This is a genomic window from Bifidobacterium favimelis (assembly GCF_037963085.1).
GTDB lineage: Bacteria > Actinomycetota > Actinomycetes > Actinomycetales > Bifidobacteriaceae > Bombiscardovia > Bombiscardovia favimelis.
Window position 1 is genome coordinate 718,523 of record NZ_JBANDZ010000001.1, and the last position, 24,124, is coordinate 742,646.

Here is a 24,124-nt window from a genome sequence, read left to right on the forward strand (position 1 = left end):
TTGCAGGTGGACACAGGCCCGTCGCCCCTGAGGGTTCGCAGCAGGGGGTGCAGGAGGTCATGGCGGGCGGTGCCGCCTCGAAGGCGGTCGGCCTGCCGGTGGGCAATGTCATCTTCGACTTCGGCAATGTGCTCATTCGCTGGCTGCCCGGCCAGGCCCTGGCCGGCAGGTATTCCCGTCTCTCGATAGAGGCCATGCTGGACAACGGCCGATCAGGTTTCTTCGACGGGGACGACCTCCTGGATGCAGGGGCCTCCTGTGAGGAGGCCCTGGAATGGGTCAGGGAGCACAAGGGGTCCCCCTGGGATGAGATGTTCGCCTGTTACTGTTCCAACTTCGAGGATGCCCTGGCCGGCCCTGTGCCTGGCGCACGCAAGCTGATCGAGGACCTCAAGGCGGCCGGCATCGGGGTGTGGGGCCTGTCGAACTGGTCGGCCCAGCTCTTCCCGCTTACCTGGGAACGCAGCCCCATCCTGCACACCCTGGATGGGTTCGTGGTCTCCGGCCGCGTCCGCATGCGCAAGCCCGACCCTGCCATCTTCGAATACGCCCTGGGGAAGTTCGGCATCGATGCTGGGGGCTGCGTCTTCGTCGATGACATGGCCGTCAACGTGGAGGGGGCCAACAAGGTCGGCATCCGGGGGATCCGGTTCACCGATCCCTACCTCCTCCGTACCGCCCTGATTGGTCTGGGGCTGGACATCCCGCAGGTGGCCTGCGGTCCGGAGGCGGCCTGACAGCCATCAGGCCGGCTGGCCGTGAGGCCGGCCGACTGCGAGACCGACGGCGGGACGGGCTCCGGCGATGGGCTGCCCGTCAAAGAGAGAACGCAATCCGCATGGGATGCGATTCGGAAGTGATGAAACGAGGAAAAATGGTCATGAAGGTCCTGTTCGCCGGCACCCCTGAGGTCGCCCTACCCTCCCTGGAGCTCCTGGCGGGAGACAGGGAACACTTCGAGGTGGTCTCGGTCCTGACCAGGCCCGACGCCCCCAGCGGGCGGGGCCGGCGGCTGATGCCAAGCCCGGTCAAGGAGGCCGCCCTCCGGCTGGGCCTGCCCGTATTGGAATCGGACCCCAGCGACCCCTCCTTCCCTGATGTGGTCAAGGCCACAGGCGCCCGTTACGCGGCGGTCGTCGCCTATGGGAGAATACTGCGCCAGCCGGTTCTGGACGCCCTGGAGGGTGGATGGTACAACCTCCATTTCTCCCTCCTTCCCCAGTGGAGGGGGGCGGCCCCGGTGCAACGGTCCATCTGGTCCGGCGACACCGTCACAGGTGCCACGGTCTTCCGCCTGACCAAGGGGATGGATGAGGGGCCCATCCTCTCCCAGTCGACGGTGGAGATCGGACCGGACGAGAACGCAGGCCAGCTCCTGGACCGTCTGGCACAAGACGGGTCCCGCCTCCTGGCCGCCAGCTTGGAGGCCGTCGGGGAGGGGAGGGCCCGCCTGGTCCCCCAGAGTCCGGGAGCCTACGAGGTCGCCAGGAAGATCACAGGGGAAGACGCCCACATACGATTCGATGTCCCCGCATTCGCCGCAGACCGGCAGATCAGGGCCTGCACTCCGGAACCGGGGGCCTGGTGCCTCCTCCATGCCGAGGGCGGCCGTGATGACACCGGCCTGGTCCTTCATGTCCTCCGGGCCAGACCCCTTCCGGCCGACGACCGGGCAGCCCCCCGCGACCTGCCCGCCGGAAGGCTGGCCAGGACCAAGAGACAGGTCTGGGTGGGGACGAAGTCCAACCCCCTGGAGCTCCTGGAGGTGAAACCGGCAGGCAAGAAGGCCATGAAGGCGGCCGACTGGGCCCGTGGGGCGCGCCTGGCAGACGATGCCTGGTGCGGCTGACCCCACGGGCCGCATGAGGCAGGTGTGAGGACTTGGTACATTCCCAGGAAGTTTGCACGCCAGGTCACGGGGTGGCACCCGGGGTGGAATATACTGCTGGGTAATGGACGAGGTGCCGTAGGCGCCTCGCAAGGATGCCCGGCCGTGGCCGCTTCGTCTGACTGCGTCCCGGCCCGCCACCGCTTCCAATGGGCGGTGGCGCTGCGCCGGGATGTGGACGCTGTGCGGACCCGCAACCTGTGGTGGCACACCGGAAGGACGGAGGAGAGAGGAGACTCATGGAATTGAGAGATTTGGCCATGGAGGTCGCCACCATCGCAATAGAGGCGGGTCGTCATGCCCTCCAGGATCAGATCAACCCCCATGACCCTCGCAGCACGTCGGGTATAGGCGGGGGCAACCAGTTCACCTCCGGCATCGATGACAGGCTGATCCATTACTGCCGGACCAAGATCCTCAAGCTGGAGCCCTTCGACGGCTTCTGGGAGGAGGAGGCGGGCAACCGCAGACCAGGCGGCCGCTACTGGTGCGTGGGCCACATCGACGGGGCCATCAACTATGTGAGGAACATGGCGGAGTGGACCGTCACCATCTCCCTCTTCCAGGTGGATGAGACCGGCCACGCCTCGCCGGTCCTCGGCATCGTCCACGCCCCGGTGCTGGGCTCCACCTATCTGGCGGCCAAAGGGGAGGGGGCAATCAGGATCCGACGGACCATGGTGGGAGACAAACGCGAGAAGATCATGCCCTCGACCATGCGGTCCCTGGAAGGGGCAGTGGTCAGCTTCGGCATGTCATACTTCCCCCAGGAGTCGGTGAATGCCCTGAAGATCGTTGCGGAAATGGCCGGCAAGCCCGCCGACATCAAGCGTGTGGGCCCCACCTCCCTCGACCTGTGCAGGGTGGCGGACGGCAGTTATGATGCCTACTTCGAACCCATGCTGCACTCCTGGGACATCCCGGCCGTGTCCGCTGCGGCCGTTGTGGTCCGCGAGGCCAAGGGGAAGCTGTCCAGGTGGAACGGAGACCATGTGCGCTGGGATGACAGCAATGACGTGATGGCCACCAACGGCCTGATCACGGACGACCTGACCCGTTATCTCCTGCCCTGATGGCTGCCGGAGGCCCGGCGGGGCCGCAGGCTGTGTGCGGCAGGCTTGCACAGGCCGTGGAATGCAGAAGTGCCCCGCCCCCTTGGGGCGCGGGCCACTTCCATGAAAATCTGGTTCACTTCTTGTTGGAGACGGCCTTCTTCAGCAGGGAACCGGCGGAGATGCGGACGCCATAGCTTGCCGGAATCTTGATGGTCTCGCCGGTGCGGGGGTTGCGGCCGGTACGAGCGGCACGCTTGACGCGCTCAGCGGAGAAGAGGCCGGTGAGCTTCAGGCCCTCGCCGGACTTCATTGCCTCGACGAAGACATCCTGGAAGGCGTTGACGGCGGCCTCGGCCTGCGCCTTGGTCAGGTTAGACTTCTGAGCGATCTTCGAGACGAGATCAGATTTGTTGTATGCCATAGAAGCATCCTTCTTTCGGGGGTTCCCCATTCCTTTGCCGGGAAACCCAACGGTCAATGACCGATACTAGCGCAGATTGGGGCGAAATGCCGCATTGGGAGGGCTATTTTCTAGGTTATTCGGGGGTTTCGCGGGGTATTTTGTGACATTTCGACCAGGATGCCCCCCCTTGACCGGTCCACCAGGCCGGCAGACCGGGCGGATATTGGGGTCAGATCAGGTTGTGGCGGCCCAGCCAGCGCATGGCCATGGCACCCAGGGGGATGCGGAGCCAGTAGGTGGCCAGGCGGTAGACCAGCGTGGCCGATATGGCCACAGCCGAAGGTACGCCGGTCAGGCGGAATGCCGAGAAGAGGGCCGCCTCGACGGCACCCAGGCCACCAGGTGTCGGAACCGCCGATCCCAGTGTGTTGGCCAGGAGGAAGACGAAGACGGTCTCGAAGGCGTTGGTCTTGCAGCCGAATGCCAGGAGGGCCGCCCAGTAGCTCAACCCCGTCGCCACGCTCTGGATCAGGCCCCCCAGGGAGGCGATGGCCAGCTGCCTGGGCCGGGTGAGGATGTCCAGCAGTTGCCTGGCATAGGCGGAGACAAGGGGGAGGAGACGGTCCACGACCAGGCGACGGGTATAGGGGATGGCCATGGCCAGGGCCGCCAGGATGGCCACCACCCCGATGACGATGACCAGGGTGTTGGTGGGAATCATGCCTGACAGGGTGTTGCGTCCGGTGAAGATGCCGATGGTGATCAGGAGGATGAAGGTGACGGCGAACTGGACGGCGATAACGGCGCTCATGATCGCCGTGGCCATGGTGCTGCTGTAGCCGCTCTTGCGCAGGAACTGGAGGTTGACGAAGGCGGGCCCCACGCCGGCCGGCATCGAGACCGAGGTGAAGCTGGAGGCCACCTGGGAAAGGAAAATCCCCTTCAGGTTCCGCTTGTCCTTGTCGATGAAGACGCCCAGGGTGATGGCGCACCCCACCCATGCCATGGTCCCCAGGAGGAAGCATACGGCGGCCATCCAGGGGTTGGCATTGGTCACGGCGTCTATGACCTGCTGCATGTTCAGCTGGGTGATGACGACCACCACGGCCACGACCAGGAGGACCAGGGCGATGAAGCTGCGCAGGGAGAACCGGGAGAGGGTCACCATCTGCGTGCTGTCCGCGGTCTCAGGCGGGGTCAGGGCATGGATGGCCGCGCGAAGGTCCGCCAGGACCTGCTTGTTCCAGTCCGGTTGGGACTGGGTCCCGGCAGGTATGGCGGCCCTCTGGACGAAGGGCATGATTCCCGCCAGAGTCTTGTCCCCCCAGACGTGACGGGCCACTGAAATCGTGCGCTCCACGCCTACGGCACTGGCCAGGAGGGCCAGGAGCTGGATGCGGTCCAGGGCCACGTTGGCCGTCGAACTGGCGCTGTCGCCGTTCTCCCAGCCGGCTATGACCATCCGTCCCTGGCCGTCCCGGGCTATGCACTCGGGCGTGATCCTCCGGTGGGTGTAACCCCTCAGGTTGGCCTGTTTCAGGTATTCCATGAGCTGCCCCACCTGGTCGTCGTCCAGGCCGTCCGGTTTCACGGCCTCCAGACGCACGTCGTCATGGAGGACCAGGATCGAGGAGTCGGACGTCTCTGCCAGACCGTACGGGTGGACGGCGGACAGGCCCAGGTCCCTGAGCTCTACGAGCATGGCCATATGGTGCTGCATGGAGTCCCTGACGGACCTGTCCCTGCGCATGGCGACCCCCGAGAGCCTGATCCACTGCCAGAGCTGCATCAGGTAGCCCACGGTATGGAGCTGCCCGTCCATCACGGAGACCGTGTAGGCGACCCCCTGCCGATCGATGGCCCTGTATATGCGCGAGGACTCGATCAGGTCATCGTCCAGGCTCCTTGTGGGCTGGCCGTCGACGTGGGTTTCGGGCTCATCCCTGATCAGGCTTGTGACGTGTATGCCGATCCCCTCCAGGGCCTGTACGACGGCGGACCCCCAGGCCCCCTTGCTCTGGGTCCCGGTCAGATAGCGGGTTATCATCCCGACCGTCCGCCCCAGGCAGAGCGAGACCAGGGCCCCGCTTGCGGAGTTCGAGGAGATGACGACCATGATGACCGCCACCGTATACAGGGCGTTCCACCCCCACTTGACGGTGCTGCGCATCCGTCGGGGGCCGGCGGCACTGAGGAAGGCGGCGAGGCCGGAGTATATGTCGGGCAGGAGGACCGTGGCCCCTATGGTGTTGGAGGAGCTGAAGGCCGCTATGAGCGCCGTGTTGTGAAGACGCAGGATGATGTCGGACAGGATCAGGACCGCCCCATAGCCCAGGAAGAGGGCCAGGGCGGAGGTGATGGATTGGATCCACTCACGATTCAGGAGGAGATGGATGAGGACCGCGAGGACCACGCCCACAGTGACCGTCTGCTGGAGGAGGGTGGTGGGCAGGTCCATCAGCCAGTCCATGGTCTGGCCGGCCTGTCTCATGTCGTGCTCGACCCCCTGGGCCGTCCCCTTGAAGTAGACGGCTATCAGGGTGATGAGAACGCCCAGGAGGAAGGCGCCTCCCGCCCTGAGCAGGTCTTCGGCGTCATGGACCCGCTCAGGAGGGGTGTCCTTCACCAGGACCTTGGGTCCGATTTCAGGCGACCTCCCGGCAGACTCCTGCGCCGGGGCCTGCCCCTCCCCGGCGCCCTCCGGGTTCCGGGCCGCCCCGTTTCCTGAATCTTCCATCCGTCTGTCTGGGAACCTCATGCTTCACCTGTAGTCGTATGCCACCAGGGACTCGGCGGCACCGGTGTATGTGGCGGGGGTCAGGGCCTTCAACCGGGAGGTGGTCTCGGGGTCCAGCCCCAGGCCGTCGATGAAGGCTTCCACGTCGTCCTTGCCGATCCTGTGGCCCCGCATGAGTTCCTTGACGCGCTCGTAGGGATTGTCCATACCGGGGATGCCCCTCAGCGCGGCCGCCCTCATCGCGGTCTGTATAGGTTCGCCGAGGACCTCCCAGTTCCTGTCCAGCTCGCGGGCCATGGCCTCCCGGTCGGGGTGGATTGCCTCCAGCCCCCTGTGCAGGTTGTCCAGGGCCAGTAGGCTGTAGCCCAGGCCGGTCCCGATGTTGCGCTGGGTGGTCGAGTCCGTCAGGTCCCTCTGCCAGCGGGTTTCGCTCAGGGTCGCGGCCAGGGTGTCCAGGAGGGAACAGGATATCTCCAGGTTGGCTTCTGCGTTCTCGAAGCGGATGGGGTTGACCTTGTGGGGCATCGTGCTTGACCCGGTGGCCCCCTTGACGGGTTCCTGGACGAAGACCCCACGGGAGATGTACATCCAGATGTCCGTTGCCAGGTTGTGGAGGATCCTGCCTGTGTGACTGATGGATGAGTATAGTTCGGCCTGCCAGTCGTGGGATTCGATCTGAGTGGTCAGGGGGTTCCAGGTCAGCCCCATGCGTTCAGTGACGAAGACGCGGGACAGGCCGATCCAATCCACCTCAGGTGCTGCGGCGAGATGGGCCCCATAGGTTCCTGTGGCCCCGTTGATCTTCCCCAGGTACTCCTGGGAACGGACCCTGTCCAGCTGCCGGCCCAGCCTGTGGACAAAGACGGCCATCTCCTTGCCCAGGGTGGTGGGGGTGGCCGGCTGACCGTGGGTCATGGCAAGGAGGGGGAGGTCCCGGTACCGGTCGGCCATGTCAGACAGGAGGTCCGTCAATGCCTGCACGGCAGGCAGCCAGACCTCCTGTACGGCCCCCCGGATGGAGCGGGCGTATGCCAGGTTGTTGATGTCCTCGCTTGTGCAGGCGAAGTGGACCAGGGGCTTGAGCCCTCCCAGCCCGGTATCCTCACCCAGTGCGTCACTGGCCGTCTCCAGGCGGCGGTCTATGTAGTATTCGACCGCCTTGACGTCGTGGTGGGTCACGGCCTCTATCCCGGCCAGTTCCTGGATCTCCTCATCGCCGAAGGCCTGTGGCAGGGCCCTCAGATAGGCCAACTCGGCATCGGTAAGGGGCTTCACACCTGGCAGCACGGGTTTCTTGCCGTTTTCGGCGCAGCCGTTTGCCAGCAAGATCATCCATTCGACCTCGACCCTGATGCGTTCCCGGTTCAGGGCGGGCTCGCTCAGGAAGTCCACCAGGGGGGAGGTCTGCCTGCGGTAGCGCCCGTCGAGTGGGTTGAGGGGGATGGGGGGTGTGATTGAGGTCAGGTTCATGGTTCCTAGGTTACGCGAAGCTGTGAACCTGCCCCGCCGCTCACGTGCCCCCGTTTCGTGGTCCCATCCTGCCCTGATAGAAATGGGTTTCCTCCAGGTGGCCCTTTACCACCTGGGCGAGGTGCTGTTCGTGCCTTGCGACCAGTGGTTGCCCCCGGCTCCGTGCGTCCCGCCAGGCGGCCAGCTGATAGTTCATGCCATGGGTGGATTCCGCCCGATCCCGGCTGTCTTCCACCTCCTTCCCCTGACCTGGACGGGTGTCCCGGTCGAGGTCCACCCTCCCCCTGACGGTCAGCCAGGAGGACCTGTCGGGGTTATCGGCCCCATCCAGGCTGGAGACCAACTCGTCCTCCATCTCCACGCTGGTGACCCAGGTGGACTCGGGAACCGGATGGTTGGCCACGGGTGAACCTGCCGTGACAACATGCTCGATCCGGTAGTATCCGCCCAGGTCGCTGGCCAGGCAGGCAGCTGCTATGCCGCCTTGGGAATGTCCGATCATGGCGACCGGATCAGCGGGGCCGATGCCTGCCTCCTCCATGGCCCTCCTGACCAGGCGGGCGCTGGCGGCCCCCATTCTCCCTTCCCGGTTTTCGCCCATCAGTTCCAGATTCTGCTCCCATCCCAACGGGCTGTCGGCGTGGCCGTCCGTCCCCGGGATGATGACCGCCCAGGCGGAGCTGCCGTCCTGACGGCGATAGCGCTGGACGGCCACCGTCGCATACCCGATCCCGCCGACCCCTGAGCCCACCCGCTTCAAGTCGGTCAGGGCATCATCCACCGAGAGGATGGGACGCAGCGCATCCTCCTTCGGGACAACTTCGGCAAGGGTCAACCTGTCTCCCTGCGCCATCCCGGCCATCCAGGAGGTGACTTGGCTGGCCCTTCCCGAGATCTCGTTGACGGGGTGTGGGGAATCGGGATTCCCTCCGGTCATCCCGAGCATCCCCCGGGCCAGGCCGCTCATGAAGGGTTGCTGGAGCCCGGCCGTCCCGTGCAGGAGTGGGTCAAGGCCCCCCTCCTGCCCATCCGTGACTGCGGACAGGAAGAGGGATCCGGCTGCCAGACCCCCTGCCATCGCCAGGGACTGCACTGGCAGCAGGGCGGAGGCGAAGGAGGTCAGTGTGGAGAGGATGCGCTCCAAAGTGGATTCTGCGCTGGAATAGGTGGAGTAGACCGTGACCAGGGACAGAGCCAGGTCCGTCAGCCAGCTGGCCAGCGTCCGCCCGGTCAGGGCCTGATCGTTGCAGGTGTCAATCAGCTGGCCGAAGGGGAGCCAGGCGTGCCGGGCCGGCCCCTGTGCGTCCGACGGTTCCCATCCGTTCATCGGGGGGACCTGGCCGGGGCAGCGGCCTGCCAGGTCCACCTGTTCGCGACGCAGGGCCAGGGCAGTGGTGGCCCACTGCCTGGCCAATGTCTCCATTTCGCCGGCAGTCTGGTTGAAGCGGTCGGCCTGACCGGTCAGATCGTCGAGTTCTTCCAGCGAGAAGCCGGTGGCGCTCACCATGGACTCGACCCGCCGAGTCATGGTTCCACCCGGCCGAGCAGACAGGCGCGCATGGAGTCCAGGCCCGCCTCCATCTGCGAACAGAGACGGCCAATGTCGGCCACCGAACCTCGGAAGGCATCCGCGGCCTCTCCAGTCCACGGCAGGTCCGCCGCCCCGGCCAGGCAGGTCAGGAGCCGCTGGCCTACGGACTCTCCCTCGGCGATCTGCGTCTCTGCCCAGTCGGACGATCGTCTGACCGCCTGATGGCAGGGGCAGATCGCAGTGTCCCCGATGCCTGTGGCAGGGACCGCACCTCCAGCCAGGGGGGCCCCGGTCCAGGAGGCCTCCGCCATGGCGGCAGGACCAGACGGGACATATCCGGTCGGGCAAAGGGGAGTGTAGGGGGTTCGTCCCCCTGGCGCATTGGTCATGATTCCGATTTCACACCTACGCGGCCTCGACTGGATGGATGGGGGAAGATGTGGTCGAATGCGCAATCGGAATGCACCCTGTTGACAAGTCCCTTCAGACGAATCCGTCCGACCGGACGGACATGGATGGGTCCCTGAAACTCGTCCTGCTCAGACTTGCATTTCCGTCCGACCGGACGGAAATGGATGGGTCACCGATGGTCACCGATGGGTCACCGACGGCCAAGGTCGTGTCCTGTGGAAGCCTGCCTGCGAAACCGAAGCTGAAGGGGGATGTGCAGGCGTCGGTGGTCACCAGGGTTTCACCGTCCTGTCGACCTGGCGCCCCCCTGGGTCTTTGCTTTCACCGCCCGCCTTGCCCCGTTCCCCCTGCGAGTTCTGGCTGAGCAGGTCCTCCAATTTCTGCTTTTCCTCCTGGGACCGGCCGTGTTCTCCTTTTCCCCCGTCCGCCTGGCCCCCCCGGCCTGTCCCGGTCCCGTTGCCATCCTTGCCATGGGTTTCGGACCCGCCGGTGTCGGCCCCCTCCTGGCGGGCTTCTTCACGTTCGAGCAGGGCCGACAGTTTCCTCGAAAGGTCCCTGTTGCGTTCCAGGGCTGTTCTGGTGCTGGGCAGAAGGAGGGTCTTGAATCGGTCCACCTGGTCGAATTGGGCGTCGGTCTGTTCCTGGGCCGCCCTGAGACCCGTCAGATCCGCATCGGGCCTGTCGGCCTGTTTCAGGTTGGTTTGCAGGGAGGAGGTCGCCTGGTTGTATTCCTTTACGGCCAGTGAATTGATCATGGCCAGGCATCCTGTCAGTCCGGCCAGGAGGGCCGCCAAGGCCAGACAGACAATTGCCATGCGTGTTCTCGGCGTCGTTTTCACAGGAGCCTCCCCGACGTGGTGACCCAGGCGGCAAGCTCCCAGATCAGGAGGGCCAGGACCGCCAGACCCAGGGGCCAGACGAAGGGGGTGAGATGGCGGCGGACCTTGTTGACGGCGACCACCCGGTAACGCGATGAGGTCTTGCCCGACTGGCCGGACCGGGCGGTCCGGCCGGACTCAAGCGCCAGATAGTGTCCGCTCATTTCATCTGCCATCTCCTTCATGGTCCCCTCGTCCATCTTCGAGATCCCGGGTTGACCTGTGGATGGGTCCTTGACCCAGTCATCGCCGGTTCGGCCGTCGGCCTGACCGGTCCCCGTCCGTCCTGGCCGGTCCTCGGTCACCGGCACCCGTCCGCCCTGGACGGATCCGACCCCCATGACGAAGGAGTCGTCCAGGTAGGCCCTGAGCGTGGAGAAGCTCCGCCTGGCCCTGGGACTGGTCTGTTCCCCGTCCGTGATCACGTAAAGGATTATCCGGTCGTCGGGCCGACGGTCCTTGGTCTCTTTGAGAGTGACGACCAGCTGGTTCAACGGGGCATCCAGGTTCGACCCTGACGACAGGCCGGTGGGTTCGACCGACAGGCCGTCGGCCCAGTTGACGACCGCCCGCCCGTCCGGGGTCACAGGGAGGTCCAGGGTCCCGCTGGCCCCGAAGCGGACGGCGGCGAAACCGGCATCCGGATACATCGTGACCAGGTCCTTGACGGCCCTTCTTGCGGCATCGATCCTGGTCAGCCCGGTCTGGTCCCCATAGGAGGCGTCCCTGACGGCCATGGACCCGGTGACATCCACGGCGATGAAGACATCTGTGGCGTTGACGGCCCGGGTCGTGGCCTGGGTGACGGTGCTGGGGGTCAGGGCCATAAGTGACAGAAGGAGGCAGATGGTGCTCCGGCGGATCGTGTCCGTCCATCCGGCATCGTCGTGCGCACCTGCGCGGGCCTTGTGGATGACAAGCGTCAGGGCCAGGGCGGCCATGAGGGCCGCCAGGATGGATCCTGCCACCCAGCCCAGGGAGGGGTTCAATGTCAATTTCCAGTTCATCGTCTCAACCTCCACGCCACCAGGAGGTAACCGCCGAAGCAGATGCTGAGGGCCAGTACCCACCAGGCGGGGGAGTCGACCAGACCAGACCGGTTGATCGCATCCGGGTCGCCCCCGTGCCGACGCTCGATCCGTCTGACCAGGGAGTCGATGGAATCCTGGTCACCATGCAGGAGGAAGGCGCCCCCATGGGCCTCTATGAGCGAACGCATCTGCAGGGTGGACTCGTCCCCCTCGCTCTGCCTGGGCCCAGAGTAAAGGCCGTCCACGGATATGTCCGCCTCGGCGGCCAGGTCCAGGGCCTCCTTCAGTGAATACGTGGAGGTGCCCGAAAGGACGTTGTCGGTTGCCAGGACCACCGAGGCCTTCCTTCCGGAAGCCTCCTTCCTGTCCGGCCCTGTCACCGTGGAGAATCCGGGCAGCATGGCGGCGCAGCTGACCAGGCCGTCCCCGATCAGGGAGGTGGCGTCCTTGCGGTTCTGCGTCCCCTCCAGCCAGTCGCTGACCGCCTGGTACTGCCTGTCGGTCATCTTGTCGATCCCCTCCTGGGACTGGACGCCGTCGAGGACCTTCCTCGCCTTCTCCAGTTGTCCGGTGACCATGTCGTAGTCGTCCGTCAGGGGGAAGACCGTGCGTGAGGTGGAGTTGAAGATGCTCAGGGCCATCCTCTCCCCGCGGAACCCTTTGACCAGGTTCAGATAGGAGGTCAGGACCTCCCGGTCGTAGGGGAGGGTCGATCCAGAAACATCCAGGCAGAGGACGATGTCACGGCTGTGACCCTCCTCCCTGGTTTTGTCTACACGGGCGGGGCGGGCCGCCAGGCTGATGGCCAGGATCAGGCAGGCGGCCAGGAGGACGGCGGCGATGCGGCCCAGCACCCTCCACTGGCGCAGGTAGCGGGAGCCGGACTCCGTGTCCAGATCGTCGCCCAGGCTCCATACCAGGGCGGGTGGCCGGCCGTCCTTTGAACTCCCCGTCCTGCCCCGCTTCCGCCTGCCCATGTGGATTCCCACCAGGAGGGCGGCCAGGGCGCAGACGGTCCCGACAAGTGCCATCCAGGGCCAGAGCCAGGTGAAATTCGACATGTTCAACGCCACCTCCCGATCAGGGAGGAGACCCAGTCGGCCGCCTCCCTCACAGTCGGCGTGGTGCCGGTGGAGACAGGTGACGCGAACTCGGGGGGATAGAGGGCGTCTATGGTCTGCCGCAAGAGATCCAGCCCCCTCTTGTTCCCCTGGTCTCGGGGATGGGCCATGATCTCCGAAAGCGTCCTGCTGCTCATGTCCTCATTCCAGGCCTGGGAGGCGAACCCCCGGGCTATCTTCGCCAGTTCCTCCATGGCTGCATCCCTGTCGATGACCCCCTTGTCGTGCCGGGCCACGACCGCTTCCACCCTGTCCATCCAGGCCTGCCTGGGGGCCCGTGGGTCATGGCCGCCTGCCGGGGAGGGGGAATTGGCGGCCGGTCTGCGCAGGAGGAAGACGATCAGGCAGACGAAAATCAGGGCCAGCACCCCTCCTGCCAGGGCTGCGGCTGTCAACCATCCCTCCTGCGGCAGCAGGGGGCCTGGATGGATGCCGTGCAGGTCGTCGGCTGCTGTGGCGTATCCGGGCATCAGACGGACCTCCGGGCCCTGACGGGCAAGGCCCCGGCGCGTCCAGGGCCAGCGCCCCGGCCGCCGGGCACCATGCCGGCGGCGGGAAGCGTGCGGGATAGCAGGCGGATGAACTGGTCGAGCATGTCCTTGCTGGATGCCCCCCGTATCAGGGTGGATCCGTTCCTGGCCAGTTCCCGCCTGAGGGCCTCGGCCAGGTACCCTCGATGGACCATGACATCGTCCTGCGTGGCCTTGCGCCTGAGGAAGGCCGGTACGGTCCGGCCGTCGGCGGCATCGACCACGGAACCGAAGTCATGGTTTGGGCCGAAGGGGTTGAGCACGCACACCGTGGCCACGGTCATCGGGTGGGTCCTTGCCAGCTGGTGGATAAGGCCCAGGTCATCCTCGCCCAGGGCCGTTTCATCCGTGGCCAGGACGATCAGGGAGTAAGGGTCGTCGATGCCCCTGACATAGCGGAGGAGGGCACCCAGGTTCCTGGGGTGGGATCTCGGGCCTGCCAGGGCCTTTTCCAAGACCCGTTCGAAACGGTCCAGCCCGCCCTTGCAGGGGATGCGGCGGATGGATGAATCGTCGGCCAGGATGAGACAGACATCGTCGGAGCGTTTCAGCGAAAGCGAGGCGAACATGAGGAGGGCGTTGACGGCTACCTGGAGGGCCTGCTCTCCCCCCTCACAGGTGGCGGTCATCTCCCTGCCAACGTCGAGCAGGAGCCAGACCTTGCTGTTCATCTGGCGTTCCTTTTCGACGATCATGGGCCTGCCGGCCCTGGCGCTGCTGTGCCAGTCGATCAGGCGGGATTCGTCGCCCGGCTCATAGGCCCTGATTCCGGCGTTGTCATACCCGTTCCCCCTGCGACCCGAGGGATGCTCGCCTTCGAGGATCCCCAGGGCCTTGCGGACCGTGGGAAGGCTGACGGCGGAGCCGAGCGCCTGGATGCGGCGGCGGATGGGATCGTCCTGTCCCCCTGGCCTGATCATGGCACCGGCACCGTCTCAAGTATGGAATCGATCACCTGGTCGCTGGTCACCCCGTCGGCCAGGGCTTCGAAGGTCAGGAGGATCCTGTGACGCAGGACCTGGTGGGCGAATGTCTTCAGGTCCTCCGGAACCACATAGTCCCGGCCGCTCAACAGGGCGTGGGCCTGGCCGATGCGGACCAAGGCGATGGAGGCCCTGGGTCCCGCCCCCAGACGGACCGAGGCAGACAGCCCCTGGATGGGCCGGCTGCCGGCCCCACGGCTGGTGGCGGCCAGGTCCACTGCGTACCTCATGATCGAGTCGGCCACATGCACCCTGCGGGAGCAGCGTCGCAGGAATTCCACATCCGAGGTGGACAGGCGGTCCATGTCGTCGGGCAGGGGCATATCGCTGCCACGCCTTGTCAGCATCTGCAGCATGACGGCTTCCTGCTCCGCGGAAGGGTAGGTCATGACCGCCTTGAGCATGAAGCGGTCCATCTGGGCCTCAGGCAGGTTGTAGGTGCCTTCCTCCTCGATGGGGTTCTGGGTGGCGATGACCATGAAGGGGCGGGGGAGTTCGATGCGCTCGCCGCCGATGGTCGTGGCCCCCTCCGCCATGGCTTCCAACATGGCCGACTGGGTTTTGGCGTTCGACCGGTTAATTTCGTCGAGAAGGACGAAGTTGGCGTGGATGGGGCCCAGTTGCGTGGAGAAGCGCTGGGTCGAGAAATCATAGATCTGGGTGCCCACCAGGTCGGAGGGCATGAGGTCGGGCGTGCACTGGATGCGTTTGAAACTGCATGAGACCGAAGTGGCCAGGGTCTGTGCTGCCGTCGTCTTGGCCAGGCCCGGCACTGATTCGATCAGGATGTGCCCCGAGGCCACCATGGTCATTATCAACGATTCACGCAGCTCGTCCTGGCCCACCAGGGTGCGTGAGAAGCGGGTTCGGATGCGGTCCGCCAGCAGTCTGCACCGCTGGAGGTCGTCCGGTGTGAGCGCCCCCGTGGCCTGGGTGGCTGCCGGATTGACGGGTACCTGCTCGTTTCGGCCCTGCTGGGGTCTGGGAGGGAATAAAGCCATAGACGATACTGTAACGGCCTTTGCTGACCGGGAAGCCCGAGGGAGCCCGCACCTGTGGTTTTTCTCCGCAGGTGGGCCCTTTCCCCATGGGGAACCTTCAAAGATGCCGCCGGGATCGCACCACCCCTCGCCCGCCCGTGACGGCCTGCTCAGGTTTGACGGTTCCAGCTGCTACTCAAGCGACCAGTCCACCGGCTCGGCCCCCATGGACAAGAGCGCCTGGTTGGCTTTGGAGAAGGGGCGGGAGCCGAAGAAGCCGTAGCGGGCCGACAGGGGGCTGGGATGGGGGGAGGCGATGATGGTGGCGTTGGTCAGCAGGGGTTCCAGGCTTTGAGCCTGGCGGCCCCAGAGGATGGCGACCAGCGGTTTTGTCCCGCCATGTCCGTCAGTGCGGGCGTTCAGGGCCCGGATGGCCTCATCCGTGATGTGCTCCCAACCCTTGCCCCTGTGGCTGGCCGGTTTGCCCACCCTCACCGTCAGGCATCTGTTCAGGAGCATGACCCCCCGTCTGGTCCACGGGGTCAGGTCCCCGTTGGAAGGCATGGGGACGTGAACATCGTCCACTAGTTCCGTGTAGATGTTGCGCAGGCTGCCGGGTATCGGGCTGACGGCCGGGTCCACGCAGAAGCTCAGCCCCACGGGGTGGCCGGGGGTGGGGTAGGGGTCCTGGCCCACGATCAGCACCTTGATTGAATCGAAGGGGATGGTGAAGGCACGCAGGATGTTCCTGCTGGACGGCAGGTAGCGGTGGCCGGAAGCCAGCTCGGACCGGAGGAAGTCCCCCATCCTGTGGATGTCGGGTTCAACCGGTGCCAAGGCCTTGGCCCAACCCGGATCGACCAGCTCACTCAGGGGTTTCCGCCTCTTTGCGCCGGCGGCACCCCCGCCATTCTCCTCCACGGGGTTGTCGTCAGTGACCTGGCGGTCGAATGGCCTGGCCGGCCCGGCCGAGGAGGGAGGATTCATCCGGTCCGGTCTTTGCGCCGTCACCTGGTCATGGGGGGTATCGGGAGTGCTCATGAGGCCTACTATATATCCGGCCGATGGGCGGGGCGTCTGCCATAAGGCCCATGGCCTTATGGCAGGCCGTCTTCGGGCCGTGGAGAAGGCAGGCCGGGGCCATGACCTCCCCGGCCGGTAGACTCAGCCTATAATGGAGCGAGGCTCACGGGAGCAGAGGAGTTATTTCATGGCTAGGAATCAAGCAGGCGATGCCGAAGGATCGACCCCTACCGGGGATCAATTCGACAACCCACCCAGGGGCCCTGTGGGCGTGCACCGTGGTTCCCGCCCACTGGCCGTCAGGCTCATGCCCTTCATCGTGGTGATACTCGTAGCCGCCCTCTGCGGGTTCCTGGCCTGGGCCTATGTGTCCGGCAGCCGGATGCCCTGGCAGCAGGCGGGGCCGGCATCCTCCGTTCAGAGCTCGAAGGAGGGGACGGCATCACCGTCGGCTTCTCCGACCGGCCAGGCCTCCACCCAGGAGGGTGACGGTGCAGGCCAGTCAGCCGGCGGCGACCAGGAGTCCGCCTCGCCCGAGCAGTCCGGTCAGCCGCAGGATGGGCAGACTCAGTCCCAGCAGCCTGAGCCGCCCGCTCCGACGGTGAACAAGGCCACCCAGATCCGTGTGGTCAACGGGACCAGGATCAGCGGTTATGCGGCCTCAAAACGCCAGGTGCTGGTGAATTCGGGATACAGCGCGGTGACGGCGAGCAACCCGGCGGGTCAGCTTCCGCCTGACAGCACCGTCCTCTACCGGGATGAAGCGGACAAGGCCACCGCCGAGGATGTGGCCAGGGTATTGGGCATAGCCAGTGTCCAGCAGTCGGCCGCCACGGCCGCCCCGGTCGAGGCCATCCTCCTCAGGTGAGGTTTTTGTCCGCATTTCGGTTGTCAATCGGCGTTTCTTCCACGGCGTGTCATAAAATGAACAATGTCGACCGGACAGGTGCGGTGAGTTTCGTGCCTGCCGTGACGCGGCACCTATGTTAAGGAAGATAGTTATGGCACAAGGCACTGTGAAATTCTTCAGCGCTGGCAAGGGTTACGGATTCATCAACCCCGACGATGGCGGCGAGGATGTTTTCGTCCACTATTCGGCAATCCAGTCGGATGGTTTTAAGACCCTTGATGAGGGAGATAAGGTCGAATATCAGGTCGAGCAGGGCCCCAAGGGCCTGCAGGCAACCAAGGTCACCAAGATCTGATTGCACTCTTATATTCGTCTTTGAAGCAGAGGGCCCCGGTTCAATCCGGGGCCCTCTGCTTTTGTCCATTGTCTGGTCTGTAGGGCGTGGCCGCCGGTTTCCACGGCCGGCGTTTCATCCGACCAGCCCCTGTCGCGACCGATTCTTCGGCCTATTCCCCTGGGCGCCCCATTCTAGCCAGAAGCATATTTCCCCCATGAGGTTGGCACTCGGACATGGTGAGTGCTAATCTGCTGAATTAGCACTCAAGGTGCGAGAGTGATAACGAGGCAGCTGACGGTCCCGTCCATTCTGCGCCGAAGGTGGGTCATAACACTCAAGCCATTACGGAGGAAGCGACAATGGCAAAGATCATTGCATATGACGAGGAAGCTCGTCAGGGGATGCTGGCCGGCCTGGACAAGCTGGCCGACACTGTCAAGGTCACCCTTGGTCCCAAGGGCCGCAACGTCGTCCTGGACAAGTCCTACGGCGCACCGACCATCACCAACGACGGCGTGTCCATCGCCAAGGAGATCGACCTGGAAGACCCCTATGAGCGCATCGGGGCCGAACTGGTCAAGGAAGTCGCCAAGAAGACCGACGACGTCGCAGGAGACGGCACCACCACCGCCACCGTCCTGGCCCAGGCCCTGGTTCACGAGGGTCTCAAGAACGTCGTCGCCGGTTCCAACCCCATCGCCCTGCGCCGCGGCATCGAGAAGGCTTCCGACGCCATCGTCAAGGAGCTGATCGCCGAGGCCAAGGACGTTGAGACCAAGGACCAGATTGCAGCCACGGCCACGATTTCCGCAGCTGACCCCGAGGTCGGCGAGAAGATCGCGGAGGCCCTGGACAAGGTCGGCCAGGATGGCGTCGTCACCGTCGAGGACAACAACCGCTTCGGCCTGGACCTGGAGTTCACCGAGGGCATGCGTTTCGACAAGGGTTACATCGCCCCCTACTTCGTCACCAACAACGACGACCAGACCGCCGTCCTGGATGACCCCTACATCCTGCTCACCTCGGGCAAGGTGTCCAGCCAGCAGGACGTGGTCCACATCGCGGAGCTGGTCATGAAGACCGGCAAGCCCCTGCTGATCGTGGCCGAGGACGTCGACGGTGAGGCCCTGCCCACCCTGATCCTCAACAAGATTCGCGGCACCTTCAACTCCTGCGCCGTCAAGGCCCCCGGCTTCGGCGACCGCCGCAAGGCCATGCTTCAGGACATGGCCATCCTGACCGGTGCCCAGGTGGTCTCCGATGAGCTGGGCCTGAAGCTCGACTCCATCGACATGAGCGTTCTCGGCACCGCCAAGAAGGTCATCGTCTCCAAGGACGAGACCACCATCGTCTCCGGTGGCGGCTCCAAGGACGACGTGACCGCCCGCGTGGGCCAGATCCGTGCGGAGATCGAGAACACCGACTCTGATTACGACCGTGAGAAGCTGCAGGAGCGTCTGGCCAAGCTGGCCGGTGGCGTCGCCGTCATCAAGGTGGGCGCTGCCACCGAGGTGGAGGCCAAGGAGCGCAAGCACCGCATCGAGGATGCCGTGCGCAACGCCAAGGCCGCCATCGAAGAGGGCCTCCTGCCCGGCGGTGGCGTGGCCCTGGTCCAGGCCGCCAACAAGGTCGAGCAGAGCGTCAAGCTCGAGGGCGACGAGGCCACCGGTGCCTCCATCGTCTTCCGCGGCATCGAGGCCCCGATCAAGCAGATCGCCGAGAACTGCGGCCTGTCCGGTGACGTCGTCATCAACAAGGTCCGTTCCCTGCCCGCAGGCCAGGGCTTCAACGCCGCGACCAACGAGTACGAGGACCTGCTCGAGGCCGGTGTAGCCGATCCTGTGAAGGTGACACGTTCCGCCCTGCAGAACGCCGCCTCCATCGCCGGGCTCTTCCTGACCACCGAGGCCGTTGTCGCCAACAAGCCGGAGCCTCCGGCAGCTGCCCCCCAGCAGCCCGCCGACATGGGTTACTGATCGGCCCCGGGCTTGACCCGGACCGATGCCCCTCCCGTCGGGGAGGGTAGATGTCGAGCCGCCGCACTTCCCACAGGGACGTGCGGCGGTTCTTTCTTTCCCCCTGGTCGGGACATCCGAACGGGTGTTACGGGAGGAGGCCGGTTCCGGCGGATACCGTCACCCGGCGAAGAGGCCGGAAGCCTGGGCCTCCGCCTCCGAATAGAGGCCGGAAGCCTGGGCGAGTGCCCGCTGGATCCCCTCCAAGGCCTCCTCCATCTGCAGTTGGGCCGCCCGCCACTGTTCGGCCACGGCAGTGAAATTGGCGGCCGCACTGCCGGTCCACATCTCCTGGAGATTGCCCAGGTTCACATACATCCCGCTGACGGAATCCCGTATGGATGACACCGAGGTGCTGACCGCACCGCTGGCCCTGAGCAGCTCCTCCGAATCGACTCTGAATTGTGGCATGGTCTTCCTTTCTCTGAACGATCGACGGCGGCGCACCCACGAACGGGCAACCTGCCGCTAAGGTGGAGCCTATGACCAAGAGGATGAAGCCGGGTCCGGCCGACCCGCATGTGGTCGAACACGACCATTTCGGCCATCCGTCCACAGGGGAGGGTCGGCAGGATGCCCTTGCGGGGGGCAGACGGCCTGCCCTGCGCTTCCTCTGCCTGGTGGTTGTCCTCCTCTCCCTCCTTTCCCTTCTCGTACCTGCCGGCTCTTGCGTGCGCTGGGCCCCCTCCGCAGTGATGACGGCCCGTGCCGACGGGAAAGAAGAAGAGGGAAAGGGGGAGGGTGCGGACCGGCAAGCGGGTCCGGGGACTCTGACCGAGGACATCACCGACCCCCAGAACCTCCTCGGGGCGGATGTCGGTTCGGTCCGTGACGCCATCGCAACCGCCAGGTCGGAGACTGGAGTCAAGGTCAAGCTCCTCTACCTGTCGAATTTCTCCAGGGGAAGCAACCCCGATGCCTGGGCCCAGCGGGTCCTGGCCTCAATGAACCCCGACCCCGACACGGTCCTGCTCGCCGTCGCCTCCCAAGACGGCAAGCTGGTGGTGGCGGTGTCCAGCAATTCCGACTCCTGGCTCAAGGACCAGACAACCGTCGACACCCTCTCCCAGGCGGCTCTTGGTCCGATAAGCGACCATGATCCCCCGGACTGGGTGGGTTCGGCCAGAGCCATGATCGCCGCCATATCGACGGCCCGACAGGAGTACAGGCGCCATCGGATCGTCTTTTGGGGGTCCATCGGCTTCGCCGTCCTGATCGCGGTCCTCCTCGCGACCGGTGCGATCCTGTGGCGCCGCCATCGGCGGCGTCATCCCCATCGGGCCCCCTCCCTCAAACATGGCCCGCCGCCTTCAAAGAATCCCCTCAGGCGGCATCGGAGACCGGGCCGGGAACCCTCAGAAGGGGGAGCAGCTTCCCGCAAGGGCCCGGAGCCGGCTGAGGGGACGGAGGCGGCAGCTGTGGGAGGGGCCAAGAAGAAGTCAGCTGACGTTCAGGAAACTTCCAGATAAAAGCGACAGGCTGGAGACATGAGCAAACCGAGTGAAGCAAGCCTGGTAGTGGTGGACGATGAGCCGTCGATCCGGGACCTTCTGGTGGCCTCCCTGCATTTCGCAGGGTTCGAGGTGGCCACGGCGGCCACCGGGACCGAGGCCATCCAGGTGATTGAAAAGACCCAGCCCGACCTGATCGTCCTCGATGTCATGCTGCCCGACATCGACGGGTTCACGGTGACCAGCCGGATCCGTCAGGAGGGGATAGATTCCCCGGTCCTCTTCCTGACCGCCCGCGACGACACCCAGGACAAGGTGATGGGTCTGACGGTCGGAGGGGACGACTACGTGACCAAGCCCTTCAGCCTGGAGGAGGTCGTGGCCAGGATCCGGGCGATTCTGCGCAGGACCAGGGAACAGAGCGACGAAGACGACCCGATCATCAGGGTCGGGGACCTGGAGATCAACGAGGACTCCCATGATGTGACGCGGGCCGGCCAGCCGATAGACCTGAGCCCGACAGAGTACAAACTCCTGCGCTATCTGATGGACAATGAAGGAAGGGTGCTGAGCAAGTCGCAGATCCTGGACCACGTCTGGCAGTACGACTGGGGGGGTGACGCGGCGATCGTGGAATCCTACATCTCCTATCTGCGCAAGAAGGTCGATGGGATAGAGGTGACCGGCGAGGACGGGTCCAGGCACAAGGTCCCCCCTCTCATCGAAACCAAGCGGGGCATAGGTTACATGATCCGCGAGCCGAAGCCGGTTCCGGGGCAGGGGGCCTGAAAGGATGGCCCCGGGTCCCGTCATGAAAACGGCGGCGGATCTTGGAACGACAAGGTGGCTATGAGATGAAGGATGCCGGGGCTTTCACTACCGTGCAGATACCCAGACAGGCCGTGGCGACCGGGATGGCCGCAGGCCCCGATGGGGGGCATCCGCACGCCCCGGCCGGCAGGAAACGGCGGTGGAGCAACCCACTGGCCGCCGTCCCCCTGGGAACCAAACTGGTCACCTGCATGCTGGTCCTCCTGGTGGTCGGGACCATGGGGGTCTCGGTGGCCATCTGCCAGATGGCCGACAACTACCTCCTGCAGAAAACCGACTCCCAGCTGATCCGACAGGCCAGGCTGGGCATCACCAATGCCACCCTGCTCAACAATGACGACCAGGACAAGACCGCCGGCACGGGACCGACCGACTACTTCCTGCAGATCCGTGACGAGAAGATGAACGTCATCGTCAACGAATTGAACACCAGCGGGGCCAACGGGGTCATCTCCATGCCCAGGCTGCCGGCCAACGGCACCCTTGGCCAGGTGGCCCTGGGAAAGCCCTTCACGACACCCGCCGTGGTAAAGGTGGATGCCAAGACCACACCCGACAGCGAGGCCATGCAGGCCGCCCAGGCACCCTGGCGGGTGGTGGCCATGAACTGGACCCTCCGCAACAAGCTGAACGGGGAGGAGATCAGAGGGGTCCTCTTCATAGGGCTCTCCATGAGCGATCAGATAGAGACCGTCCATGCCCTGACCAGTTTCTGCCTGGTCATCTGCGTGATCGTGGTCATCCTGGGCGGGGTGATTTCGGCCCTCCTCATACAAAGCACCCTGGCCCCCCTGAAGCGGATAGAGAAGACGGCCGCCAAAATCGCGGCGGGCGACCTCTCGCAGAGGGTCCCCAGCCTGCCTGAAAACACCGAGGTGGGATCCCTGGCCGCCTCCCTGAACGTCATGCTGGCCCGAATCGAAAAGAGCTTCGACGAGCAGAAGCAGACCACGGAGAAGATGAAGCAGTTCGTCTCCGACGCCAGTCACGAACTGCGCACCCCCCTGGCCGCCATACACGGCTATGCCGAGCTCTACCGGATGCAGCGCGACTACCCTGGGGCCCTGGAACGGGCGGACGAATCCATCCAGCACATCGAGGACTCCAGCGCACGAATGTCCGACCTGGTGGCCGACCTCCTCTCCCTTGCCAGATTGGACGAGGGGAGGGGGATCACCACCACCCTCCCCGTCGATCTGACCGGGGTGGTGCGTGATTCGGCGGATGACCTGCACGCGCTCGACATGGACAGGAAGATCACCTGCGGATCCCTGCAAGTTGATGCCGGACTGCCTGATGACGGGGACCCCGGCCATCCGGCTCTCGGCGCCGTGTCCACGTTGACCCTGGAGGAGGGGCCCCTGCCTGAGATCCAGGTGGTGGGTGACCCCAGCCGGTTACGCCAGGTGGCCACGAACATCGTGGGGAACATACACCGGTACACCCCGGCCGATTCGCCGGTCCAGATCGGCATGGGGCTGGTCCAGGCGGCCATCCCACCGGATATCCTGGCTACGCTCCCCTCGACCGATGCCTCCCTGGCCCGCTTCATGGAGGCGGTGCAGGTGTCCCAGAACAGCAAGGTGGGCGACGGATACGTGGTCATGCAGTTTGTGGACCACGGACCCGGGGCCTCGGCGGCCGCCCGGAGCCGGCTCTTCGAGCGCTTCTACACGGCGGATCCCTCCCGGGCCCGGCAGAAGGGGGGAACGGGTCTGGGGCTGGCCATCGTCCAGTCCATCATCAAGGCCCACCACGGTCTCATCTGCGCCACGGAGACACCCGGGGGAGGGCTCACCTTCACGGTCGTCATACCCCAGGGTTCGCCGGATGAGGCGGCCCGGGCGGCCAAGGAGGCCAAGGCCAGCGAAATGGCCAAGGTCAAGGTGGCCAAGGCCAGGATGGCCAAGACCAAGGAGGTCCGAGGCAGTCACATGGTCCGGGAGGATGGTCTCCCCGGGGGCGGGGAGGGGAAGCGGACAGGCCCGGATGAGGCAGGGGCAGCAGGAGGGTCGGCGGAAGGCCAAGTCCCTGGAGTGTGAGGCACGACCCGGCTCCGCCTACGACATGAAGAGGGCCGGGCGGGCCTATCTTGGGATAGACTGGGGAAAGTTGTCCATCGAGGCCGGACGGTCCGGAAGAGTCCAGTGAGGAAGTGCCAGTCATGCCCAGCGGGAGAGTGCGTTGGTTCGACGCCAAGAGGGGGTTTGGTTTCATTACGAGTGACGACGGCGAAGATGTCTTCCTGCCGTCATCGGCCCTGCCTGCGGGTGTCTCCACCCTGCGCAAGGGCACCCACGTCGAATTCTCCGTCGCCGAAGGCCGCAAGGGCCCCCAGGCGCTCTATGTCAAACCTGTGGGCAGTGCCCCCTCCATCGTGAAGGCCACCCGGCCCGCCCCCGATGACATGGCGGCCATAGTGGAGGACCTCATCAAGCTGCTGGACAGTGCGGGCAACGACCTGCGCCGCCATCGCTACCCCTCCGATGCCATGTCTGCGAAACTGGCCTCCCTCCTCAGGGCAGTGGCGGACGATTTCGACGTGCAGGTGTGAAGACCCGCGTGAAGGGCGGCCGGTGGCGCAAGCTGACGGAATGTG

23 protein-coding genes are annotated in these 24,124 nt (G+C 65.2%); 10 read left to right on the forward strand and 13 right to left on the reverse strand.

The genetic code is table 11. The features are described from left to right. Nucleotides 1–59: 59 nt before the first annotated feature. From V6584_RS02950 to V6584_RS02960, 3 genes are all read left to right on the forward strand, one after another. Entirely contained in the window at nt 60–737 is a 678-nt protein-coding gene (locus V6584_RS02950) for an HAD family hydrolase (protein WP_340469714.1), read from the forward strand. 137 nt (nt 738–874) lie between these two features. Continuing rightward, on the forward strand, nt 875–1,849 hold the full coding sequence (fmt, locus tag V6584_RS02955; RefSeq protein WP_340469716.1) for a methionyl-tRNA formyltransferase: 975 nt from the start codon (nt 875–877) through the stop codon (nt 1,847–1,849). A gap of 278 nt (nt 1,850–2,127) precedes the next feature. After that, the gene (locus V6584_RS02960; protein WP_340468938.1) at nt 2,128–2,961 is read left to right on the forward strand and encodes an inositol monophosphatase family protein; all 834 of its coding nucleotides are present in this window, start codon (nt 2,128–2,130) and stop codon (nt 2,959–2,961) included. A gap of 115 nt (nt 2,962–3,076) precedes the next feature. On the opposite strand, the gene V6584_RS02965 is transcribed toward V6584_RS02960, so the two are convergent. The 12 genes from V6584_RS02965 to V6584_RS03020 all read right to left on the reverse strand — a co-directional run bounded on the left by V6584_RS02965 (nt 3,077) and on the right by V6584_RS03020 (nt 15,891). After that, nucleotides 3,077–3,364 carry an HU family DNA-binding protein gene (locus V6584_RS02965; protein ID WP_297316203.1) on the reverse strand — a complete coding sequence of 96 codons (288 nt, stop codon included), beginning with the start codon at nt 3,362–3,364 and terminating at the stop codon, nt 3,077–3,079. A 211-nt stretch (nt 3,365–3,575) separates the two neighbouring features. Beyond that, nucleotides 3,576–6,083, reverse strand: coding sequence for a lysylphosphatidylglycerol synthase transmembrane domain-containing protein (locus V6584_RS02970; protein WP_340486178.1), 2,508 nt, complete (start codon nt 6,081–6,083; stop codon nt 3,576–3,578). A gap of 24 nt (nt 6,084–6,107) precedes the next feature. Continuing rightward, nucleotides 6,108–7,553: an adenylosuccinate lyase gene (gene purB, locus V6584_RS02975; protein WP_340468941.1), complete on the reverse strand. Its 1,446-nt coding sequence runs from the start codon at nt 7,551–7,553 to the stop codon at nt 6,108–6,110. A gap of 40 nt (nt 7,554–7,593) precedes the next feature. Next, nucleotides 7,594–9,081 carry an esterase/lipase family protein gene (locus tag V6584_RS02980; RefSeq protein ID WP_340468943.1) on the reverse strand — a complete coding sequence of 496 codons (1,488 nt, stop codon included), beginning with the start codon at nt 9,079–9,081 and terminating at the stop codon, nt 7,594–7,596. Next, nucleotides 9,078–9,395 (reverse strand): hypothetical protein, encoded by a 318-nt coding sequence (locus V6584_RS02985; RefSeq protein ID WP_340468945.1) that lies wholly within the window; start codon nt 9,393–9,395, stop codon nt 9,078–9,080. Before V6584_RS02985 ends, V6584_RS02980 begins: the two co-directional genes overlap by 4 nt. 369 nt (nt 9,396–9,764) lie before the next feature. Continuing rightward, the gene (locus tag V6584_RS02990) at nt 9,765–10,310 is read right to left on the reverse strand and encodes a DUF6466 family protein (protein WP_340468947.1); all 546 of its coding nucleotides are present in this window, start codon (nt 10,308–10,310) and stop codon (nt 9,765–9,767) included. A gap of 20 nt (nt 10,311–10,330) precedes the next feature. Beyond that, entirely contained in the window at nt 10,331–11,380 is a 1,050-nt protein-coding gene (locus V6584_RS02995) for a vWA domain-containing protein (protein WP_340468948.1), read from the reverse strand. Beyond that, on the reverse strand, nt 11,377–12,465 hold the full coding sequence (locus V6584_RS03000; protein ID WP_340468950.1) for a vWA domain-containing protein: 1,089 nt from the start codon (nt 12,463–12,465) through the stop codon (nt 11,377–11,379). The genes V6584_RS02995 and V6584_RS03000 overlap by 4 nt, the downstream gene beginning before the upstream one ends. Nucleotides 12,466–12,467: 2 nt before the next feature. Further along, nucleotides 12,468–12,995, reverse strand: coding sequence for a hypothetical protein (locus V6584_RS03005; protein WP_340468951.1), 528 nt, complete (start codon nt 12,993–12,995; stop codon nt 12,468–12,470). Then, nucleotides 12,995–13,975: a DUF58 domain-containing protein gene (locus V6584_RS03010; RefSeq protein ID WP_340468952.1), complete on the reverse strand. Its 981-nt coding sequence runs from the start codon at nt 13,973–13,975 to the stop codon at nt 12,995–12,997. Before V6584_RS03010 ends, V6584_RS03005 begins: the two co-directional genes overlap by 1 nt. Then, complete coding sequence (locus V6584_RS03015) at nt 13,972–15,039, reverse strand: AAA family ATPase (protein WP_340468953.1); 1,068 nt, start codon at nt 15,037–15,039, stop codon at nt 13,972–13,974. The genes V6584_RS03010 and V6584_RS03015 overlap by 4 nt, the downstream gene beginning before the upstream one ends. 171 nt (nt 15,040–15,210) lie before the next feature. Continuing rightward, nucleotides 15,211–15,891 (reverse strand): uracil-DNA glycosylase, encoded by a 681-nt coding sequence (locus V6584_RS03020; protein ID WP_340469717.1) that lies wholly within the window; start codon nt 15,889–15,891, stop codon nt 15,211–15,213. A gap of 337 nt (nt 15,892–16,228) precedes the next feature. Here V6584_RS03020 and V6584_RS03025 point away from each other — a divergent pair, with 337 nt between their 5' ends. The 3 genes from V6584_RS03025 (at nt 16,229) to groL (ending at nt 19,204) form a co-directional block, all read left to right on the forward strand. Continuing rightward, nucleotides 16,229–16,909, forward strand: a complete 681-nt coding sequence (locus V6584_RS03025; protein WP_340468954.1) for a LytR C-terminal domain-containing protein — start codon at nt 16,229–16,231, stop codon at nt 16,907–16,909. A 133-nt stretch (nt 16,910–17,042) separates the two neighbouring features. Beyond that, entirely contained in the window at nt 17,043–17,246 is a 204-nt protein-coding gene (locus V6584_RS03030) for a cold-shock protein (RefSeq protein ID WP_340468956.1), read from the forward strand. 341 nt (nt 17,247–17,587) lie between these two features. Continuing rightward, nucleotides 17,588–19,204 carry a chaperonin GroEL gene (gene groL / locus V6584_RS03035; protein WP_340468957.1) on the forward strand — a complete coding sequence of 539 codons (1,617 nt, stop codon included), beginning with the start codon at nt 17,588–17,590 and terminating at the stop codon, nt 19,202–19,204. Between the two features lie 159 nt (nt 19,205–19,363). On the opposite strand, the gene V6584_RS03040 is transcribed toward groL, so the two are convergent. Further along, nucleotides 19,364–19,654, reverse strand: coding sequence for a WXG100 family type VII secretion target (locus V6584_RS03040; protein ID WP_340468958.1), 291 nt, complete (start codon nt 19,652–19,654; stop codon nt 19,364–19,366). Between the two features lie 71 nt (nt 19,655–19,725). Between V6584_RS03040 and V6584_RS03045 the strand changes: the two genes are divergently transcribed. From V6584_RS03045 to V6584_RS03060, 4 genes are all read left to right on the forward strand, one after another. Continuing rightward, nucleotides 19,726–20,712 (forward strand): TPM domain-containing protein, encoded by a 987-nt coding sequence (locus tag V6584_RS03045; RefSeq protein WP_340468959.1) that lies wholly within the window; start codon nt 19,726–19,728, stop codon nt 20,710–20,712. A gap of 18 nt (nt 20,713–20,730) precedes the next feature. Further along, complete coding sequence (locus V6584_RS03050; RefSeq protein WP_340468960.1) at nt 20,731–21,483, forward strand: response regulator transcription factor; 753 nt, start codon at nt 20,731–20,733, stop codon at nt 21,481–21,483. Nucleotides 21,484–21,608: 125 nt separating this feature from the next. Beyond that, complete coding sequence (locus tag V6584_RS03055) at nt 21,609–23,567, forward strand: sensor histidine kinase (protein WP_404802620.1); 1,959 nt, start codon at nt 21,609–21,611, stop codon at nt 23,565–23,567. Between the two features lie 122 nt (nt 23,568–23,689). Continuing rightward, the gene (locus tag V6584_RS03060; protein WP_340468963.1) at nt 23,690–24,079 is read left to right on the forward strand and encodes a cold-shock protein; all 390 of its coding nucleotides are present in this window, start codon (nt 23,690–23,692) and stop codon (nt 24,077–24,079) included. The last annotated feature ends 45 nt before the right edge of the window (nt 24,080–24,124 follow it).

Excerpts from the sequence above, each read along its gene's own strand:
- V6584_RS03030 (WP_340468956.1), top strand. The coding sequence starts at position 17,043 with ATGGCACAAGGCACTGTGAAATTCTTCAGCGCTGGCAAGGGTTACGGA.
- V6584_RS02970 (WP_340486178.1), bottom strand. The coding sequence starts at position 6,083 with ATGGAAGATTCAGGAAACGGGGCGGCCCGGAACCCGGAGGGCGCCGGG.
- V6584_RS02960 (WP_340468938.1), top strand. The coding sequence starts at position 2,128 with ATGGAATTGAGAGATTTGGCCATGGAGGTCGCCACCATCGCAATAGAG.
- V6584_RS02990 (WP_340468947.1), bottom strand. The coding sequence starts at position 10,310 with ATGGCAATTGTCTGTCTGGCCTTGGCGGCCCTCCTGGCCGGACTGACA.
- V6584_RS03000 (WP_340468950.1), bottom strand. The coding sequence starts at position 12,465 with ATGTCGAATTTCACCTGGCTCTGGCCCTGGATGGCACTTGTCGGGACC.
- purB (WP_340468941.1), bottom strand. The coding sequence starts at position 7,553 with ATGAACCTGACCTCAATCACACCCCCCATCCCCCTCAACCCACTCGAC.
- V6584_RS02965 (WP_297316203.1), bottom strand. The coding sequence starts at position 3,364 with ATGGCATACAACAAATCTGATCTCGTCTCGAAGATCGCTCAGAAGTCT.
- V6584_RS03015 (WP_340468953.1), bottom strand. The coding sequence starts at position 15,039 with ATGGCTTTATTCCCTCCCAGACCCCAGCAGGGCCGAAACGAGCAGGTA.
- V6584_RS03010 (WP_340468952.1), bottom strand. The coding sequence starts at position 13,975 with ATGATCAGGCCAGGGGGACAGGACGATCCCATCCGCCGCCGCATCCAG.
- V6584_RS03045 (WP_340468959.1), top strand. The coding sequence starts at position 19,726 with ATGACCAAGAGGATGAAGCCGGGTCCGGCCGACCCGCATGTGGTCGAA.
- groL (WP_340468957.1), top strand. The coding sequence starts at position 17,588 with ATGGCAAAGATCATTGCATATGACGAGGAAGCTCGTCAGGGGATGCTG.
- V6584_RS03060 (WP_340468963.1), top strand. The coding sequence starts at position 23,690 with ATGCCCAGCGGGAGAGTGCGTTGGTTCGACGCCAAGAGGGGGTTTGGT.
- V6584_RS03005 (WP_340468951.1), bottom strand. The coding sequence starts at position 12,995 with ATGCCCGGATACGCCACAGCAGCCGACGACCTGCACGGCATCCATCCA.
- V6584_RS02950 (WP_340469714.1), top strand. The coding sequence starts at position 60 with ATGGCGGGCGGTGCCGCCTCGAAGGCGGTCGGCCTGCCGGTGGGCAAT.
- V6584_RS02995 (WP_340468948.1), bottom strand. The coding sequence starts at position 11,380 with ATGAACTGGAAATTGACATTGAACCCCTCCCTGGGCTGGGTGGCAGGA.
- V6584_RS03025 (WP_340468954.1), top strand. The coding sequence starts at position 16,229 with ATGGCTAGGAATCAAGCAGGCGATGCCGAAGGATCGACCCCTACCGGG.
- V6584_RS03055 (WP_404802620.1), top strand. The coding sequence starts at position 21,609 with ATGGCCGCAGGCCCCGATGGGGGGCATCCGCACGCCCCGGCCGGCAGG.
- V6584_RS03050 (WP_340468960.1), top strand. The coding sequence starts at position 20,731 with ATGAGCAAACCGAGTGAAGCAAGCCTGGTAGTGGTGGACGATGAGCCG.
- V6584_RS02980 (WP_340468943.1), bottom strand. The coding sequence starts at position 9,081 with ATGACTCGGCGGGTCGAGTCCATGGTGAGCGCCACCGGCTTCTCGCTG.
- fmt (WP_340469716.1), top strand. The coding sequence starts at position 875 with ATGGTCATGAAGGTCCTGTTCGCCGGCACCCCTGAGGTCGCCCTACCC.
- V6584_RS02985 (WP_340468945.1), bottom strand. The coding sequence starts at position 9,395 with ATGGCGGAGGCCTCCTGGACCGGGGCCCCCCTGGCTGGAGGTGCGGTC.
- V6584_RS03040 (WP_340468958.1), bottom strand. The coding sequence starts at position 19,654 with ATGCCACAATTCAGAGTCGATTCGGAGGAGCTGCTCAGGGCCAGCGGT.